This window comes from Psychrobacter sanguinis (genome assembly GCF_020736705.1).
GTDB lineage: Bacteria > Pseudomonadota > Gammaproteobacteria > Pseudomonadales > Moraxellaceae > Psychrobacter > Psychrobacter sanguinis.
In genome coordinates this window covers 2,890,587-2,908,175 of sequence record NZ_CP085990.1, presented here as the reverse complement: position 1 = coordinate 2,908,175, position 17,589 = coordinate 2,890,587, and the positions used below count along the sequence as shown (strand labels likewise).

General features: G+C 39.5%; 13 protein-coding genes. 7 read left to right on the top strand and 6 right to left on the bottom strand.

Annotation, left to right across the window (positions count from 1 at the left end; all coding sequences use genetic code 11):
- Nucleotides 1–12 precede the first annotated feature (12 nt).
- The 3 genes from LK453_RS12205 to LK453_RS12195 all read left to right on the top strand — a co-directional run bounded on the left by LK453_RS12205 (nucleotide 13) and on the right by LK453_RS12195 (nucleotide 2,982).
- Nucleotides 13–849, top strand: coding sequence for a glycosyl transferase (locus LK453_RS12205; RefSeq protein WP_201527119.1), 837 nt, complete (start codon nucleotides 13–15; stop codon nucleotides 847–849).
- A gap of 114 nt (nucleotides 850–963) precedes the next feature.
- The gene (locus tag LK453_RS12200; protein ID WP_201535815.1) at nucleotides 964–1,836 is read left to right on the top strand and encodes a glycosyltransferase; all 873 of its coding nucleotides are present in this window, start codon (nucleotides 964–966) and stop codon (nucleotides 1,834–1,836) included.
- A 63-nt stretch (nucleotides 1,837–1,899) separates the two neighbouring features.
- A complete protein-coding gene (locus tag LK453_RS12195) occupies nucleotides 1,900–2,982 on the top strand; it encodes a glycosyltransferase (RefSeq protein ID WP_201527125.1) in 1,083 nt (360 codons plus the stop codon).
- An 11-nt stretch (nucleotides 2,983–2,993) separates the two neighbouring features.
- Here the strand turns inward: LK453_RS12195 and LK453_RS12190 are convergent, their stop codons facing one another.
- The 6 genes from LK453_RS12190 to aspS form a co-directional block, all read right to left on the bottom strand.
- Nucleotides 2,994–3,761, bottom strand: coding sequence for a hypothetical protein (locus LK453_RS12190; RefSeq protein WP_201535818.1), 768 nt, complete (start codon nucleotides 3,759–3,761; stop codon nucleotides 2,994–2,996).
- Between the two features lie 94 nt (nucleotides 3,762–3,855).
- A complete protein-coding gene (locus tag LK453_RS12185) occupies nucleotides 3,856–4,881 on the bottom strand; it encodes an NAD-dependent epimerase (protein ID WP_201527131.1) in 1,026 nt (341 codons plus the stop codon).
- A gap of 79 nt (nucleotides 4,882–4,960) precedes the next feature.
- Nucleotides 4,961–5,959 carry a Stealth CR1 domain-containing protein gene (locus tag LK453_RS12180; RefSeq protein ID WP_201527134.1) on the bottom strand — a complete coding sequence of 333 codons (999 nt, stop codon included), beginning with the start codon at nucleotides 5,957–5,959 and terminating at the stop codon, nucleotides 4,961–4,963.
- A 70-nt stretch (nucleotides 5,960–6,029) separates the two neighbouring features.
- A complete protein-coding gene (locus LK453_RS12175; RefSeq protein WP_201527495.1) occupies nucleotides 6,030–6,749 on the bottom strand; it encodes a glycosyltransferase in 720 nt (239 codons plus the stop codon).
- Between the two features lie 128 nt (nucleotides 6,750–6,877).
- The gene (locus LK453_RS12170) at nucleotides 6,878–7,792 is read right to left on the bottom strand and encodes a lysophospholipid acyltransferase family protein (RefSeq protein ID WP_201527136.1); all 915 of its coding nucleotides are present in this window, start codon (nucleotides 7,790–7,792) and stop codon (nucleotides 6,878–6,880) included.
- Between the two features lie 125 nt (nucleotides 7,793–7,917).
- Nucleotides 7,918–9,723, bottom strand: a complete 1,806-nt coding sequence (aspS, locus tag LK453_RS12165; RefSeq protein WP_201527145.1) for an aspartate--tRNA ligase — start codon at nucleotides 9,721–9,723, stop codon at nucleotides 7,918–7,920.
- A gap of 242 nt (nucleotides 9,724–9,965) precedes the next feature.
- Here aspS and sohB point away from each other — a divergent pair, with 242 nt between their 5' ends.
- The 4 genes from sohB to hrpA all read left to right on the top strand — a co-directional run bounded on the left by sohB (nucleotide 9,966) and on the right by hrpA (nucleotide 17,473).
- Complete coding sequence (sohB, locus tag LK453_RS12160; RefSeq protein ID WP_201527148.1) at nucleotides 9,966–10,964, top strand: protease SohB; 999 nt, start codon at nucleotides 9,966–9,968, stop codon at nucleotides 10,962–10,964.
- Between the two features lie 249 nt (nucleotides 10,965–11,213).
- Nucleotides 11,214–12,314: an alpha/beta fold hydrolase gene (locus LK453_RS12155; protein ID WP_227673736.1), complete on the top strand. Its 1,101-nt coding sequence runs from the start codon at nucleotides 11,214–11,216 to the stop codon at nucleotides 12,312–12,314.
- A gap of 29 nt (nucleotides 12,315–12,343) precedes the next feature.
- Nucleotides 12,344–12,967, top strand: coding sequence for a DUF1543 domain-containing protein (locus LK453_RS12150; protein ID WP_201527151.1), 624 nt, complete (start codon nucleotides 12,344–12,346; stop codon nucleotides 12,965–12,967).
- Between the two features lie 249 nt (nucleotides 12,968–13,216).
- Nucleotides 13,217–17,473: an ATP-dependent RNA helicase HrpA gene (gene hrpA / locus LK453_RS12145; protein ID WP_227673737.1), complete on the top strand. Its 4,257-nt coding sequence runs from the start codon at nucleotides 13,217–13,219 to the stop codon at nucleotides 17,471–17,473.
- The last annotated feature ends 116 nt before the right edge of the window (nucleotides 17,474–17,589 follow it).

Sequence of the window (17,589 nt, the reverse complement as noted above, 5' to 3'; positions counted from 1 at the left end):
CAAAGGTTATTTATGGCAAATCAAAACTCAACCTCTGAGTCACAAGAAGTAAAGCAGATCATTTGTATCAAATGGGGAACAAAATATGGTCCTGATTATGCCAATAAGCTTTATGGCATGGTATCGCGCAACATAACCCCACCTTTTAGATTTGTGTGTTTTACGGACGATACGACAGGCGTTCGTCCAGAGATTGAATGCCAAGAGTTGCCTCCTTTAGATGTGACTATGCCAACTAATACCTTAGGGAAATGGCCTAAATCTCGACTGTGGGGAGAGAAGTTGGGTGATCTTACAGGTACAGTTTTATTCTTAGATTTGGATGTGGTTATTGTAGATAGCTTAGATCCTTTCTTCGAATATGGTGAGCCGGACGATGTGATTTTGTCCTACAATCCAAGTAATCCTTTGGAGCGTCTGGGTCAAACCTCATGTTTTAGATTTAAAGTGGGTTCATTAGTATCGCTACAAGAGAAGTTTAAAGCCGATCCTCAAGGTATTGCTGATAAATACCGTTTTGAACAACGTTTCGTGACGCGTAATGCACCAGGTGGGGTTAAACTGTTTCCTAAAAAATGGGTAGTACATTTTCGACGCAAATGTCGCCAGCCTTTCCCATTAAACTATTTTAAAGTACCTAAAATACCTGAAGGGGCACGTATCATCATTTTCCCTGGTGATTTATATCCTTCCCATGCTATTGAAGGTAAATATAATAAAAATGCAGCAAATAATGCAAAAGACCATTTAAAAAGCATTACTGAACCTAAAAATCTCAAAAAGCCGCTGCGCCATTTGCGACATTTTATTTTACCTGTTGATTGGATTGAAAAATATTGGCGAGAATAATATAGCCGATAAGACAAGTAACAATAGAGCTTTAGTTTCGGATTTAAAGCTCATAATATTTATAAGTCAAAGTCGTTGATACATTAATACGGGCATTTCTTGATGGTTAAAACTATGGAACAAAACAATACTATAAAAGTTTTTGTGGGATGTGATCCTAATAACTGCGATCTTGAACAAATGATGGTGCTTGACTATAGCATCAAGAAACATACGAGTATGCCTGTAGAGATTGTGTGGATGCAACTATCTCGTGATCCAAATAGTTATTGGTATTCTAATCCAGAAACCGGTGAAGGTTGGAATACTATTAACTGGTCTACTCCATTTTCAGGATTTCGTTGGGCAATACCTGAGTATAGTAATCATTCAGGAAGAGCAATATATATGGATGCGGATGTTATAGTTTTAGATGATTTATCTAAATTATGGCAGCATCCTATATCAAAGAATTCTGTAGTTGCTGCTAAAACTAATGCTGATATGACGCGTTTGTGTACCTGTGTTTGGGATTGTCGAGCAGCTAAAAAAGTTATACCGCCTGTTGTAGATTTGAAAAAAAATTCTGAGAGTCATAAAAAAATGATGAAGGTATTTAAGAAAAATAGAGAACTAATTGAACCTTATAATGACAGCTACAATTGTATAGATGGAGAAGATTTATCCATCGAAGATATTAAAATATTACATTATTCAGATATGGGTACTCAGTTCAGCCACAAGTATGCGCTAAAGCGTGTTGAAGGTGAAGGCCATAAGCACTGGTTTGATGGAGAGATTCTAGTTCATCCAAGACCCGATTTGGCTCAAGTATTTAATACTTATTATGAAGAAGCTCTTGCAGAAGGATATTCTTTAGATGATTATAGAATAACTCCTTTTGGTGATTTTCCAAAAAAATCACAGCAACACTATAAAGGCAATCAAGTAACCCGCAAAAGCAAAAAAGTCTCGCAATCTTTCTTTTCCAAACTGTTTAAAAAATAGTAGGGTTTTATGAGAGCTATAAAGTGATGGGATTATTTTAATATATATAATAAAAGGTGGTTTATGGGAAAAAAGAAAGTTTTACTAGCTATTAACTGTCTACAAGGTGGCGGGGCAGAACGTGTAGTTTTAACTCTAGGTAAAGGGTTTTATGAACTTGGATATGAAGTTCATATTTTAAGATTTAAGCCGTTAGCAGAATACGATCTTGACTCCAATCTCAATTATCATGTTTTAAAATTTAAGCCTTATAAGATATTACCTAAATTCATGAATCGCGAAAAGATATTTGCCTCTAAAGTAGATAAATATATTTTAGAGAAAATAGGACAACCAGATATTATTTTGTCTAACCTTGATAAAGCAGATATTATTTTCAGTTATAGCAAGCTTAATAATATTTTTCATATTATTCATAATACCTTATCTTTGTTGTACAAATTTAATGAAGGTGAGAAAGCAGCTAATAGAAAATACATGAGAATGAAAAAAGTTTATTCTAAACATCCTTGTATATGTGTCAGTGAAGGTGCACATAAAGACTTTATTAAAAGTTTTGGAGATATTACGCCCACTATTGCTATTCATAACCCGATTGATAAAGAAGCAATTTTAAAGCAAGCTGATGCTTTTACACCTGAATATGAAAACTATCTAATCCATGTGGGAAGTTTTAAAGATGCTAAGAGACATGATCTATTAGTTAAAGCATATGCTAAAACTAAACAAAAAATGCCGTTATTGCTATTGGGACAAGGCAAGCATCAAGAAGCTATTAAGACATTAGTAAACTCTCTAGACTTACAGGATAAAGTAATATTCCTAGGTTTTAAACCTAACCCTTTTCCTTACATTAAACATGCACAACTAAAGGTTTTAACTTCCGATTGGGAGGGGTTTGCTTTAGTAATTGCAGAAGCTCTGGCACTTGGTGTACCGGTTATAAGTACGGACTGCCCTTCAGGGCCGAGCGAGCTATTGCCTAAATATAACCTTATACCAATGGGTGATATTGATGCCATTGCCAAGAAGTTAGATCAAGCTATGGAAAATCCTAAACAATTTTGTTCTCAATTTGATGAGGGTTTATTGCCAAAAAATACAGCTCAAAAATATTTAGATTTTACAGAAAAATATCAAGTTTAAATTTTTAGGTTTTAGTTTTGCCACCATTTAGACCAATCATCTTTATGTAGTGATCGTAGTGTAGTAAAGGCGCTTTTATTATTTTGGAGTTTCTCAAAAACGTCTAGTAAGATAGTGGTTGCAAACTCATCTACTTTATAAAACTTAGTATAGCGTTTGCGCATGTTCCTTAAACTGTCGTCGGTGCCTATACGAAAGTAGGTGAGTCCATCATATAGGGGTAAATCGCCTTTATAGAGCTCTGCTTTTTTATCTTCATTAAAAGGAGGTAAGTCAGTACCTGTCGACAAACGCAGGTAACGATCAGTTTCATAAGTCCTTAGAGTATTAACTAAGGTAATGACATTCATCAAGATCGCCCTTCTACTTGGGTTATTTGAGTAATCTATAAAGGTATCGCAGGCAGAAACAATCCAGCGTATAGACAAGTGAGATAATAAGAATTCAGTTTCTGTGAGCCATAGTCTTTCAAATTCAGCGAAGGTTTCCTTGGTTTTATATTTTCTACGTAGCAATATAACTAAGGTATTATGATAGAAACAAAGCTCTGGTTCACCAATAGAGCGATACTTTAAGTTATTTAAATGTCCTTCTAAGTCTTTAGTTTTACGCACATCAGTCACTAAGTCTAAATCACACATATCTTTTGTGATTTCAGTTTTTTTCATATCTTCATAGCTTTTGCCATCATATGATTTAACAATGCTAGAAGCATTGAGTCTTTTTTCACTTCTAAATAAAAGAACCAGTTTTCGTTGCCAGTTTTTTGATTCTTGCATTTATCTATTCCTTAATAAGTGATGTAAAACTATGAAGCATGCAGTTAAATTTTTGACTTATAGATAAGTTATAACAAAGCCTGAAATAATAAGATTATTCATTAAGTAAATTAGATTCAATTTTGTAATAATCTTTATACCATATGACAAACTTACTAATACCTTCTTCAATATTCACATTTGTTTGAAAGCCTATATCTTTTATTAAGTCTGTCGTATCTGCATAAGTAATAGGTACGTCACCTGCTTGCATGGGTAATAAGTTTTCAACAGCTTTTTTCCCACAAGCGTTCTCAATTGCAGTAATGAAACGTCTTAAAGTTATTGGTTGATTATTACCTATGTTATAGATTTTATAAGGAGCCTGAGCATTGGTGGTATCTACTGATATACGTGCAGGTATTTTATCTTTTATTAGCATAATGCCCGCTACTATGTCATCAATATATGTGAAATCTCGTTTCATGTCTCCATTATTAAAAACATCAATACTCCCACCAGTTAATATCTTTTTGGTGAAAGAAAAGTACGCCATATCTGGACGTCCATAAGGACCATAAACTGTAAAAAATCTTAGACCTGTTGTTGGGATATTATATAAATGACTATAAGCATGAGCCATAAGTTCATTGGATTTTTTAGTAGCAGCATACAAGCTTATTGGATAATCAACATTATCTTCTGTACTAAAGGGCTGTTTAGTATTCATGCCATATACAGAGCTTGAACTTGCATATAAGAGGTGCTTAACTTTTGAGTGTCGGCAGCCTTCGAGAACATTCAAGAAACCTACAATATTTGAATCAACATAGGCTTCTGGATGATTAATAGAGTGACGTACGCCAGCTTGTGCAGCCAAATTTATCACAATATCAAAGCGATTGTCATTGAATAAAGCACTCATATTTTCACGATCTGCAATATCCAACTTAATAAACTCAAACTGCCCCATTATTTTCTTAGAATATTTATTCAATAGATCTAATCTATCTTGCTTTAAACAGACATCGTAATAGTCGTTTAAATTGTCCACACCAATCACAGTATGCTCTTCCTCTAAGAGTGCTTTGACCAAATGAAAGCCAATAAAGCCTGCGGCACCTGTGACTAAAATTTTCACTAATTTCTCCTAAATAAATTTTGTTTGAAGCATCAATTATTCAATTTAAATTCTTAAACACCCATATGAGGTTGATAGTTTACGTTGGGGTATTTAACAAGGACTGAGGTAAGTAATCGGACAGCTTTTGTTTCATCGCTTCATTAACTTGCTTAAAAGCTTGCTGGTCTAGTTGATCCATACTTTGTATGCATCCATACTTAATCTTAGTATCTTCTAACCCCTGAATGAATTGACCAATACTGCGTTCGTTTTTTAGATAGTTAATATCAATATCTGGCATTAAAGACACTTCTTGTTTTTTAATTTTAAGGTGGTTCATTAAAGAGATAGGGTTGAATTGCTCAACATCTCTAAATTTATATTTGATTTGGTTTTTTAATAAATCTGGATGATTTAAAAGAAAGCTTTCCAAGATATTCCTATCGACAATATGTGGATAATGATGGATTTCGAAAAATTTATTCATGCCCACTATTTTTGCACCTAGCATTTGGGCAATGGTATGTTTGGGTTGAACCGGTTTGCCAAATAGCTTCTGTAATGATTTTCTATATTCAAGTTTGGTAGTAAGCGGTAAGCTATTTCGCCAGTGACCATAAACAACCATTTGGCCATTATCAAAAAAGTCAGTCATTGAAGCAGTTTGATTAAAATAAAAATCATCATTTAAATATATAAAATAATCAGAAAGACCAGGGATATTCCATAGCATTGTCTCAATTGAACGAGTATTAAATGTAGGAAGGGCTGCCTCATAACCAGAAAAAATAGTTTTATGATCAACAATGCGAATCTTATCTACAGAGCATAGTCCTTGCTCAGCAAACTCCTTAATAAATTTAGGCTGTTGCTCATCTGAAACTATATATATGTGACGACAAAATGGAACATACTTTAAGATTGAAGCTATGTTGAAATAAATTTCATTGTTACTCGCAAAACGAGTCGAGCTTATTGCATCAGAGGCCGCTGTGACCCGTTGTTGGTACTGTGCTCTTTTTTGCTTTAGTTTCGGGTCATCACCATCTACCCATGCAATAACGATGTCTAATATTTCTGGCATAGCTTGCGTCATATTAAATCCAACAAGTACTTATAAATAGTCTGGTTTATGTATTGGGATAAGTGCTAATGGTACATTAAGTTTACTGCCAATACTTTTTTAACCAAGGACTTGGCTTTACATGACGATACCATTTGCCACCGCCACCTTTGATTGCGTCTGGTGGATTGATTTCACCATGAAAGATAATGATTTTAGCACCTTCTGGTAAGGTGGGTGCTTTGATAAAGCTCATAGCAGGAGACGGCATACACTGGTACTTAAAGCTGACACACCAAGTTTTGTCCCAGTATTCTAAGTGATGATGCTGGCGTAGATAATTAGATAAATAGGCCTGTTCATGACGAACTTCTGAGCTTATTTTTGCAAAGTTTTGCTCAAAGTTGCTGAGTAGATTGGGATAAGTATTTTGGCCAACCTTAAAGCGATATACTGAGCTATTGCCCACCATACGCCAAGGCTTTTTCCAGTCACGAATAATGACCACGCTGTCTTCATGTTCTGCTTCGTATTCAAAAAAAGCATTTATATTGTCGACGATAACAATATCAATGTCTAAAAATAATGCAGTGCCCTTCAAGTCATAGAGTTCAGGCTTGAAAGTAGTTAGCTTCTTCCAACCACGCTCAGGCAAACCATCGGGCAAGTTGAGCTCGGGAATAGGGTAACAGCGGACATTATGATCAATACCGGTTTCATCATCGGTTAAGCACACCATTTCAAAGTCCAGAGTTAGATTGCGCTTAACCATATTATAAAGACGATTTACATACTCTGGACCATATTTGGTGCCCCATTTCATACAGATAATATAACGCTTATCTTCAGAGTCTATAGTGTTATGGCTTGGGACTGAGCGGTTTGGTAAATCAGAGTTATTAATCATTTTATGCTCGCACTTAAGTAGTAGTGACTGTCATTTTAGTGATTTTATTTCGATAATATATAGTTATTTATATAACTTTGTAATTGTTCTTCGGTGGCTTTATAGGGATTTTTAATAATAGGGATGCGTTTGAAACGTTTATAGCTCCACATGTAATGTGCAGAATTTGCTTTTATCATATTTTCCATTGCTTGGTTTAGTGCTTTGGTCGATACCATGAGATCTTTTGAATAAAGCTCAGGATCATCAAGTTTTGTACAATAAATATCAAATCTATTATTTTTGTTACGTAAGCAAGTAAGCCCAACAAGAGCACATTTTGTTTTGCTAGCAAGTTTAGGCGCTAAGGTGCTACTTAGAGTTTCTATCCCAAAAAATGGGACAATAACGCCACCTGAGGGTTGAGGGACATGATCAGGTAAAATAATACTAAACCCACCTGATTTTAAGGTTTTAAATAGAGCTTTAACCCCACTGGCATCTGTGGGTACTAAAGTGGCATTTAGACGCTGCCGACCTTGCAAAACGAAGTCGTTGCCTACTTTACCTTTGACTGGCTTATACAAGATGGTAGGCGAGCCAAATTGATTTAACCATGCATTCATCATCTCCCATGTACCAAGATGCGGCACAATGGCTAACATACCATTAGGATTGGCTAGCGCTTCCTCCAATATCTCCCTGTCGAATACATTATCAATCTGTTCAATGCTCCATTCAGGCGGCATGGCCCAGCATTTAATAGACTCAACAGTGCTAAGTGCTTGATTGCGCAGTATGGTACTTTTAAATTTACGTCTTTGTTTATCGCTCAGCTCAGGGTAAACCAAACGCAAATTAACCATGGTGATTTCTTTGATGGTCAAATTCGGTATATATTTGGCAACGGCCACTACAAAAAGTGCCATGGCCCGCATAACGGACAATGGCACGTATTTAAAAACATTAAATGGATTCATATTAAAACACCCAAAAGTAAGGCGATACTGGTTTCTATTAAGTTAGCCATTATCGCCTTACAAGTAAAACTCACTGATTTGGATTCAGTAAATAGTTTAAAAGAGTAGTGTTAATTAACGACAAATTACTCTTTAGGCTCAGCTTGAGCTTTTTCACGAACACGGATACCCAGTTCGCGAAGCTGACGGCCATCTACTTCCGCAGGTGCCTGTGTTAATGGGCAATCTGCTGTTTTGGTTTTCGGGAACGCAATCACGTCACGGATTGAGCTTGCGCCTACCATTAACATGATTAAACGGTCTAGACCGAAAGCCAAGCCGCCATGCGGAGGCGCACCAAATTTAAGCGCGTCAAGTAAGAAGCTGAATTTCTCATTGGCTTCTTCTTCAGAGATGCCTAACGCATCAAATACTGCACGCTGCATCTCTACCGTATTAATACGCAAGCTACCGCCACCGATTTCAGTACCGTTTAATACCATATCGTATGCTACAGAAAGGGCAGTCTCAGGGTTGTTTTTCAACTCATCTACTGAGCCTTTAGGCATAGTGAATGGGTGGTGCATAGAAGTCCATTTACCATCATCAGTCTCTTCGAACATTGGGAAGTCAACCACCCAAAGAGGGGCCCACTCGCAAGTTTCCATGTTCATGTCTAGACCAATCTTCACACGTAGTGCGCCCATGGCATCATTAACAATCTTCGCTTTATCAGCGCCGAAGAAAATGATGTCGCCGTCTTGAGCTTCAGTACGTTCAACTAGGCTAACCAATACGTCATCACTCATGTTTTTGACGATTGGTGACTGTAAGCCTGATTCTTTATCAACGCCATTGTTGATGTTGGTGACATCATTTACTTTGATGTATGCCAAACCACGAGCGCCATAGATACCGACGAACTTAGTATATTCATCAATTTGTTTGCGCGTTAAAGAACCACCATTTGGAATACGTAGGGCAGCCACACGTCCTTTAGGATCGTTAGCAGGGCCGGCGAATACTTTAAACTCAACGCCTTGCATTAGATCAGCAACGTCAACAAGTTTTAAAGGAATACGTAGGTCAGGCTTATCTGAAGCATAGTCACGCATCGCATCTGCATAAGTCATGCGAGGGAATTCACCTAGGTCTACATCAAGCATAGTTTTGAATAGGTTTTGAATCAACCCTTCATTAATGCTCATGATTTCTTCTTCGGTTAAGAAAGAAGTTTCGATGTCCACCTGAGTAAATTCTGGCTGACGGTCAGCACGTAAGTCTTCGTCACGGAAACACTTGGCGATTTGATAATAGCGGTCGAAACCAGACACCATTAATAACTGTTTAAACAGCTGTGGCGACTGTGGTAAAGCGAAGAAGTTACCTGGACGGGTACGTGATGGCACAAGATAGTCACGAGCACCCTCAGGAGTAGCACGAGTCAAGATAGGGGTTTCTACGTCTAAAAAACCATGTTCGTCTAAATAACGACGAATAGTAGAAGTGGCCTTAGCACGGAAAACCATGCGCTCTTGCATTTGTGGACGACGCATGTCTAAATAACGATATTTAAGACGTAGGTCTTCGTTTACCGTGGTATTTTCGTCATTCAATGGGAACGGTGGTGTTTCAGATTTTGCTAAAACTGTAATTTCTTTGGCCAATAGCTCAACCTGACCACTGGTCATATTTGAGTTCTCAGTACCTTCATAACGCTTGCGAACTCGACCAGTGATTTCTAATACATACTCTGGACGGGCGGCATCAGCTGTTGCAAAAGCCTCTGGTGTATCTGGGTCAATCACAACCTGTAGAATACCTTCGCGGTCACGCATATCTAAAAAGATAACGCCACCATGGTCACGGCGACGGTGAATCCATCCTTTTACAGTGATGGTTTGCTCTAGCAACGCTTCGGTTACTGCCCCACAATACTCGGTACGCTTCATAAACTGTCCACTACCTATCAGTTATCAAAAAGAATAATTATAAAATTAAGAAGGTTATCTCAATAAGAATTTTTATCAAACGCACATTATGCCTAATCTTAGCGTTTGATACAACCGAGCACCCTTGAAATTGTTTAAATGCAAACGCATATTAATAACAATACTATAAAAAATATAATGCCGATACCCCGCTATTATATCAGTCCTATTTTCGAGTTGTTTTATCTAATTAAGGAAAGTTTATGTTGTTTCATCCTGCCAAAAATCTAGTTGAGTTAAAAGTCGTCCATTTGAACAAAAGTCAAGACCAACGTCGCAAGAGTCTTATAGAGGCGATGGAGGACAAAAATGCGGTAAAACAATTCCAAAAAGCCCTAGCCAAAAAAGCCAAGCAAAAGTTAAAAGAAAAAGGCAAGTCTAAGCAAAAAGAAAAAAGACTGTTCGTATTAGATTTCGATGGGGATATTAAAGCCTCTGCGGTAAAACATTTACGTGAAGAAATTAGTGCCATTATTAGTACCGCAAATAAAGGAGACGAGGTTGTACTTCGCTTAGAGTCAGGTGGTGGCATGGTGCATGGCTATGGCTTAGCAGCGGCTCAATTAGTACGACTAAAAGAAGCAGGACTAACGCTTACAGTGTGTGTTGATAAAATTGCAGCCAGTGGCGGTTATATGATGGCCTGTGTGGCAGATAAGATTTTGGCAGCACCTTTTGCGGTGGTAGGCTCTATTGGTGTGGTATCGCAAATGCCAAACTTTAATAAATGGTTGAAAAAACATGACATCGATTATGAGATGTTTACCGCTGGTGAGTATAAGCGTACCGTGACGATGTTTGGTGAAAATGATGATGAAGACCGTGCTAAATATAAAGAAGAGTTAGAGCAGACTCACGAATTATTTAAACATTTTGTGACTACTTATCGTCCTCAGCTTGACCTATCTAAAGTAGCCAACGGTGACCATTGGTATGGGGAAGACGCGCTTAAATTGAACTTAGTGGACGAGCTTAGCACTTCGGATGCTTATTTATTAAAGCAAATGGAAGATTACCAAGCGTATGCATTGATGTCGCGTCAAAAACCTACCTTTGCAGAGAAGTTAGGCTTAGCAAACGCTGCACATTCAGCAGTGTCAGGTATGGTGAATACCGCCACTAAGTCTGCATTGACGGCGCTTGGTGATAAGTTACCAGAGGTTATGAGTAAAATTGAACAGGACAAGCGTTTAAAATTTTAAGGCTGACACTTTAAAGTGAATTGTTAAACTCATTTAGGGGCTAACTATCTTCCTTAAGTGTTGACTCTCAAATTGGTTCTTATTTATTAAGGCCTATCTATAGCGACCCCATAAGTAATTATTAGGGGGTCGCTTTTTTTATGTCTTTATGTTTTTATGTTTTGACTGTTTTCATATAAAAGTAGCTTATTGAGCTAGTTTTTACAATGCTCTACCAAGGAATGACATTTATCAAGGAAGGATAAAATAATGCAACAAGTTAATATCCATTACAGTACGATACAAAGGACTACAATAAAAACTCTAATGACTATAGGCACTATGGCGACGTTGTTGTCTACAGGCTGTGTTTGGAAACCAGACTTAGCCCCAACTGAACTAAAAAAGTGGGAGCTGCCCAACAGCCAGTATGTCTCTGTGGATGATTTAAAAGTGCATGTGGTACAGTCACCTTCCTGTCAATCAAACGACACAATACAGTCTTCTACAATAGTGGGTACGCCTTTAATCAAAGCTGCGACAGATAAGGAAAATAGCAATAGTACAAGTGATAATAGTAGTACAAGCGATAAAGACAATAAAAGTAAGGAGACCATTGTTTTATTGCATGGTACGTCTGCCAGCTTACACACTTGGAATGGTTGGTCGGATATATTACAGCAGCAATATTGTGTAGTGCGCATGGACCTGCCAGCCTTTGGTCTAACCGGACCTTATGCCAATCCAAATAAACGCTATACCATAGATAATTATGTCGATACGGTTATTGGCGTGATGGACCGAATAAAAATTGACGACGCAACGATTGCGGGCAACTCATTGGGTGGCGGGATTGCTTGGCTGACCACATTGCGACACCCCGATAGAATCAATCGTCTTATTTTGGTGGATGCGTCAGGGTTCCCGTTTACACCGAAACATGTGCCAATGGGCTTCAAATTGGCTCAGTATCCTATTTTGGACCCTTTGGTTGAAAAGGTATTACCGAAGAGTGTGGTACGTAAGAGTATTGAAAGCGTTTACGCTGATGACGCCAAGGTAAGTGATGAGCTGGTAAATAGATATTATGAGTTAACCAGACGTGAGGGCAACCGTAAAGCTTTAACCCAACGCATGCGTGAATCGTTAGCTGAGAACGAGGTGGCGCAAATTGGCAGTATCAAACAACCGACGCTCATCCTTTGGGGTGCAAAAGATGATTTAATTCCGCTAGAGAATGCGTATAAATTTAAGAAGGCCATACCAAACAGTCAATTGGTTATATTTGATAATCTAGGTCATGTGCCTCAAGAAGAAGACCCTGAAGCCACCGCAGCAGCCGTTATGCAGTTTTTACAACAGTCAAAATAGACTACGCAAGAATTTACATAGGATACGATATGCCAACGTTATTTATGGTCCAACTGGGCGCCCGTCCTAAAGGGCGTCTAATCGAGCAACACGATATTTTCTTTGGGGTGGGTGATAAATTAAGTGCTCTTATTCCGGCCATAAATACCCATTGGCCAGAGGTTAAAAATACGTGGCATATTGACTCGTATCAAGCGATCACTCATGTAGCAGGGGTAGAGGGAAAATACTACAAAATATCTTGGAAGTCAGATGAGCCACATGATGACTTGATCCAAAATCAAGCTATACAACAGCAACAATCGCCTAAGTTATATTTTATTAATTTAGGCGGTTATCAGCAGGGCAGTATCGAAGAGTTTCATCATAAGTTATTGGTGGTTGCGCCCACAGAGTCAGCGGCCAAAGCCTATGCTCGAAAGACAAAGTTTTATAAAAACTTTAGTTACAATGATAAGGCAACCCCCTTTAATGGCGCCTCGCACATTGATGATAAGCTGTGCGTCGATGTTGATGAGATATATGATGTGTCAGGCTTGATTGACTCAGGTAGACTACTTATAGAGCCGGTAGCTGAAGACAGTAAGGTAGTCGAGGATAAAGCGTATGTTGGTTATCTTAGTATCAAAAAGCTTAAAGCGTTGGACTTATAGGCTTTTCAAACAACCTCTAAGCAAGCAGATTCATAGTTATTTGAGTGTAATTATGTCCTCAAAACTTGATAACTGCTTGTAAACCCTCATAAAGCTCTAAAGCAGGGTCACTTATTTCGCTATAATAAATAGCCTAAGCTAACATTTTCAGCTTTTATTAGATGGCCCTCATTAAATCTCCTCATCAAAATCTTGTCAAAGTGGTTGAACAACCTTAACTATAATATCGCTAATAAAGCCAAAATATATATGACTAAAGACAGTAATGACATTCATACAGCATCAGAAGTTGCTGTCACTGCTTCCAATGATTTTCAAACGGCAAAACAAATCGACGAGTTGCCAGTATTGGCCAAAGACCGTCATTTTTTAAGCCGTCTTCAACGCGAGTTGAGCCGTCCTCCCAAGAGTGCCAGTCCCAAAGTAATAGCAGAAAAACAAGCCAATTTTGAAAAGATTAAGGCACGTTCACAGCAGGTGGTGCAAGAGCGCATTAATAGTATTCCTAAAAACTTAGCAGAAACGTTAAATGCTGAATTACCAGTTAGTAAACGTAGCGAAGATATTATTCAAGCGATTAATGACCATCAAGTGATTATTGTGGCAGGCGAAACCGGTTCGGGTAAAACCACTCAATTGCCGAAGCTTGCGATGTTGGCAGGGCGCGGTATTACGGGTCAAATTGGCCATACCCAGCCTAGACGATTGGCAGCACGTAGTGTGGCCAACCGTATCGCTGAGGAGCTAGGAGAGCAGCTCGGTGATACTGTCAGTTTTAAAATTCGATTTAATGAACAGGGCACGGCCAAATCCGTCGTCAAATTGATGACAGATGGTATTTTGTTGGCTGAATTGGGTCATGATCGCTTTTTAAGTAAATATGACACCATCATTATTGATGAGGCGCACGAACGCAGTCTTAATATTGACTTTATCATGGGCTATCTAAAACAGCTGTTACCCAAGCGTCCAGATTTAAAGGTTATTATTACCTCAGCGACTCTTGATACCGGACGCTTTAGTGAATATTTTGCCCAGTATGATAAAACCAAAAAGCGTATGGTGCCTGCACCGGTTATCGATGTGGAGGGCCGAGGTTACCCTGTTGAGGTCCGCTATCGTCCTTTAACAGACACGCCGGTCACTAGCTCTGACGATGACAGCTTTGATGATTTTGAAGACAACTTGCCACGTGCTTTAGTAGCGGCGGTAGAAGAGTGCTTTGAAGATGCGAATGCCAAGGGTCATCCTGAGCATGCAGATATTTTAGTCTTTGCAGCCACTGAAGCAGAGATTAGAGAAATGCAAGAGGTTCTGATTGCGCATGGGCCACGTCATACCGAAGTATTGCCTTTATTTGCGCGTCAGACTTATGCTGAGCAGCAGCGAATTTTCCAGCCCTCAGGGCGTGGTAGACGTATTGTTATTGCTACTAACGTGGCAGAGACGGCACTAACCGTTCCCGGTATTCGTTACGTGATTGATTTAGGTTTTGCCCGTATTTCTCGCTATTCATATCGCTCACGGGTTCAGCGTTTACCGATTGAAGCTATCTCACAGGCGGCAGCCAATCAGCGCAAAGGACGCTGTGGTCGTGTGGCGCCTGGGGTTTGTATTCGACTGTACTCAGAGGAAGATTTTGAGAGTCGTCCTGAATATACAGAGCCTGAGATCCTACGCACCAACTTGGCTTCGGTTATCTTACAAATGACCAACCTACGCTTAGGCACGGTGGAGAACTTTGATTTTATCGAGCCACCTGACAGTCGTCTGGTAAAAGATGGTCGTAAGTTGCTTGATGAACTAGGGGCTATTGCTCCCAAAAATCCTGATAATAAAAAGCCCGTGGCTAAGCAGACTTTAAATGAAGTGAAGCTGACACGTATTGGTCAAAAAATGGCGCGTATGCCGATCGATCCAAGGCTGGCTCGAATGCTAGTGGCAGGTAGTGACTTTGATTGTATGCTTGAGATGCTGATTATCGTCGCCGCTTTAGCTGTACAAGACCCGCGTGAGCGTCCTGCAGAGAAGCGGGCTCAAGCTGATCAAAAACACGCTATCTTTCGTCAAGAAGACTCCGACTTCTTATTCTATCTGAGTTTATGGAATGCTCTTTATGGCGGTGGTAGCAATAAACTGAGCAGCAGCCAGCGCAAATCATTTGCTAAAAAGCATTATTTAAGTTTCCCTCGTCTACGTGAGTGGGAGAAGACCTACCGTCAGCTTGAGCAGATGGTCACTGATCTTAAGCTATTAACTGACTCTGGTACAGATAACAAAGACAAGCCTAATGCGAAAAATGGCAAGACTAAAGGTAAGGCCAATCAAGCCGTTAAAGTGGCTAAAAGTGTTGCCAGTGATCTAATCGTTGATAAAGCGGCACAAAATAGCGACATTGATGAAGAGCAGCGTGCGGTCAAATATGCCAATTTACACCGAGCCTTATTGACAGGGCTATTATCAGTGATTGCGCATAAGACCGATCAACGCGGCGAATACTTAGCAGCTCGCCAGCAAAAAGCGAAAATATTCCCAGCCAGTACTGTTTTTAAGCAAGCCCCTGCTTGGGTCATGGCCTTTGAAATAGTGGAAACCTCGCAAGTATTTATGCGCACTGTGGCGAAGATTGAGCCAGAATGGATTATTTCTGCAGGTGGCAACTTACTTAAATACCATTACTTTGAGCCGCATTGGTCGAAAAAGACCGGGCGTGTTCGTGCCTATGCTCAAATCAGCTTATTTGGTCTTATTGTGGTTGCGAAACAGCTCACCAACTATGAACAAATTAATCTCGAAGAGTCGCGTGAAATATTTATCCGAGATGGTTTAGTGACCGGTAACTTAGGTCGCCAAGCGCCATTCCTGCAGCATAATATGGATAAAATTGCCGATGTCGAGCGTATTGAAGAAAAACTACGTCGCCGTGATTTATTGGTAGATGAAGAAGATTTATACCAATTCTATGAGCGTAAAATACCGAGCCACATTGCTAGCCGTAAAGCGTTTGAAGATTGGCGAGCAGAGGTCGAAAAAGAAGATCCTAAATTCTTATTCTTTAGCGATGAAGATGTCTTAAAAGAGACTGCACCGACTACGGGCGAGTTCCCTGAAGTTTGGCAATTGGGTGATTTGAAGTTACCGCTTAAGTATGTGTTTGACCCTGCATCAGAAGATGATGGGGTCACCATTCGTGTACCGCTAGCTGCACTACCACAGCTTGATGCGATTGAGCTACTATGGGGTGTACCAGGCTGGCGCTATGAATTGGTGTTGCAGCTTCTTAAGTCATTGCCTAAAGACATTCGCCGCAAGATTGTTCCTATTCCTAATACGGCGGATGATTTGTTTGATGAATTGCAAGAAAATCATCAGGCAGGTTTATTAAATCAGTTGTGCGAAGCCTTACAGCGCCGCGGTGTGGTCGGGGTGAAACCAGAGGATTTTAACCCTGCAACGATTGATCGCTATTTACAGCCCCAGATTTGTGTGGTCGATGACAAAAAACGGGTTATCGAAAAAGGCCGTGATTTAAAAGCGTTGCAGCAGCGGCATGCTAGTGAAACCAGTCAAGCGGTATCGAAAGGTGGGGATTCGCAAGGGGTACATACCGATTTCCCTGAGCATTATCGGTTCAGTAAAAATCGCCACAGTGCCGGTATCGTCATGAAAGAGTTTTCTGCATTAGTGGCTGACGAAGCAGGCGAGGCCGTGACCATTCATCAATTTACCGATGTGACTGCTGCTTTAAAAGCGCATCGTAAAGGCGTATTGACTCTCATTCGAACTAAGCTAGGGGCCAAACAAAAGCAATTAACCAGCCAAATAGATAAGACCTTTAAGCTGGCATTTGCACCTCTAGGCGATATGGATAAATTAAAAACCATCGTTGTCGATGCCACTTTAGATGCCGCCTTAGAGGTTCATGCTCCTAAGTTCAAAGACCATGACGAAGAGTTGCCCGATAATGCTGATAAGGTAGCAGAACGGTTGGCTGCACAACTGCCTCTTGATGATTCTGAATTTGCGAAGACTAGTGAGGCAGTACTCGGACAATTTTTATTAGAGGGTCAAACGGTTCTTAGGCTACTTAAAGACGTTTATGCCCGTTGGCAACGTATTCGTCGTAGTTTACTGATGTTAGATCGTGAAGTATTTGGTGAGTCTATTGATGATATTGAAGATCAGCTCGATGATTTGCACTTATCGGACTTCGTTTATCGTATGGATTATGAACATTGGCAACAGTATCCACGCTATTTAGAAGCATTAGAGGTTCGTATCGAACGCCTAGAGCATAACCTAGATGGTGATTTGGATGCGGTATATGAGCTTGATACTCATATGGAACGATTGGCAGGACGTGCCGATGACGAAACTATTAGCGAGTATCGCTGGCTAGTAGAAGAGTTTCGTATTCAGCTATTTGCTCAGCCTATGAAGACCCGCCAAGCAGTATCACAAAAGAGGCTTAATACGATGTGGGAAAAAGTTAATGCACGTCGATAGGCAAGCAGATAAATACAAGTATATAAATAATAGGCACATTGCTTATTAACTACGCTACACTGTAGAGTATAAGCAATCTTTACAAAAACGCCGGTCAATAAATTAACCGGCATTTT